Here is a 1,974-nt window from a genome sequence, read left to right as displayed (position 1 = left end):
AGCGGCGGGTGAGCACGTCCCACACGTCGGTGCGGCCGGCCTCCAGCAGGGCCTGCGCTTCGGCCTGCAGGCCGCCTTCCCAGGAAGCGACTGCAGAAACCACCGGGGCACTGGGCGCCGTGGGCACGACCGCCGCTGCGACCGGCATGGCGGGCTCGGGCGCGTGGACGGGTGCCTGGACCACCGGTGCGGCCGCCCAGGCCGCAGGGGCCGGCTCCAATGCCGCAGGGAACGCCTCGGGCACCGGCGCCACCACAGGTGGCTCGGCCGGCACACCACCGGTGACCGCCAGCACCTCGGGCGGCAGGTCTTTCACCTCGATCACCTGGGCCGGCGCCATGACCGTGAGCCAGTGGCAGACGTTCTCCAGCTGGCGCACGTTGCCCGGGAAGTCGAACCCGCCGAGCAGACGCAGCGCGCCGTCCGAAATGCGCTTGGGCTCCACGCCCAGCTGTTTGGCGCTTTGCTGCAGGAAGAAGCGCGTGAGCATGGGCACGTCTTCGCGGCGCTCGCGCAGCGCGGGCAACCGCAGGCGGATCACGTTGAGGCGGTGGAACAGATCCTCGCGGAAGCCGCCTTCCTTGACGCGCTGCTCCAGGTTCTGGTGCGTGGCGGCGATCACGCGCACATTGGCCTTGACGGCGCTGTGCCCACCGACGCGGTAGAAGTGGCCGTCGGACAGCACACGCAGCAGGCGCGTCTGCAGGTCGAACGGCATGTCACCGATTTCGTCCAGGAACAGCGTGCCACCCTCGGCCTGCTCGAAGCGGCCGCGGCGCATCGTTTGCGCGCCGGTGAAAGCGCCGCGCTCGTGACCGAACAGTTCGGACTCCAGCAGGTCCTTCGGTATGGCTGCCGTGTTGATGGCCACAAACGGTCCGCTCGCGCGCGGCGAATGCTTGTGCAGCGCGCGCGCCACCAGCTCCTTGCCCGAGCCCGATTCACCGGTGATGAGCACCGTCACATTGCTTTGCGACAGGCGACCGATGGCGCGGAACACGTCCTGCATGGCGGGGGCCTGGCCCAGCATCTCGGGCGCGCCGGCCACCGACTCCTGCGCGACCTCTTCGCGCTGGCTCTCTTCCACCGCGCGGTGGATCAGCTCCACCGCCTTGGGCAGGTCGAAGGGCTTGGGCAGGTACTCGAAGGCTCCGCCCTGAAAGGCCGACACGGCGCTGTCCAGATCGGAGAAGGCGGTCATGATGATGACCGGCAGACCGGGCAGCTTCTCCTTGACTTTCTCCAGCAGGTCCAGGCCGGACCCGCCTGGCATGCGGATGTCGCTCACCAGGATTTGCGGACCTTCGCTCTCAGGGGTCTCGGTCAGCGCCTTGAGGACTTCCTGCGGGTTGGTGAAGCTGCGCGTGGGCAGGTTCTCGCGCAGCAGCGCTTTTTCCAGCACGAAGCGGATGGATTGGTCATCGTCAACGATCCAGATCGGCTTCATGTGTGGCGTGTCCCTTCAGCGGCGCGTGTGTGTTGTGGTCAAGGCAACGGAATCAGGATCTTGAAGTCCGTCCGGCCCGGTTCGCTCTCGCACTCGATCAGGCCATGGTGTTGCTGCACGAAGGTTTGCGCCAGCGTCAGCCCCAGGCCGGATCCGCCATCGCGCCCCGACACGAGCGGGAAAAAGATGCGGTCCTTGATCGAGTCCGGTACGCCGGGCCCGTTGTCGATCACATGCAATTCCAGTGCCAGGCGGTAGCGCTGTTTGCCGAAGGTGACCTGCCGACCCACACGCGTGCGGAAGGTGATCTGCGCGTCACCGGCCGCGATACGGTCGGCCAGCGCCTGCGCCGCGTTGTGCGCAATGTTGAGCACCGCCTGGATGAGCTGCTCACGGTCACCCCGGAACTCGGGGATGGAGGTGTCGTAGTCGCGCACCACCTTCAAGCCGCGCGGGAACTCGGCCACGATCAGCGAGCGCACACGCTCGCACACCTCGTGGATGTTCACGTCGCCCACCACGTGCGG

The 1,974-nt window shown here is 67.7% G+C and carries 2 protein-coding genes; both read right to left on the bottom strand.

Annotated features, from left to right (window positions below):
- A partial coding sequence (gene ntrC, locus ACR2JA_RS19445; RefSeq protein ID WP_434010711.1) for a nitrogen regulation protein NR(I) occupies window positions 1-1,447 on the bottom strand: 1,447 nt, incomplete at its 3' end.
- Window positions 1,448-1,485: 38 nt separating this feature from the next.
- The coding region (locus ACR2JA_RS19440; RefSeq protein ID WP_434010710.1) for a two-component system sensor histidine kinase NtrB at window positions 1,486-1,974 on the bottom strand (489 nt) is incomplete at its 5' end.

Source organism: Hydrogenophaga sp., from assembly GCF_051007235.1.
Taxonomy (GTDB): domain Bacteria; phylum Pseudomonadota; class Gammaproteobacteria; order Burkholderiales; family Burkholderiaceae_C; genus Hydrogenophaga.
The sequence above is the reverse complement of the archived record's forward strand: the minus strand, read 5'-3'. Positions and strand labels throughout refer to the sequence as shown.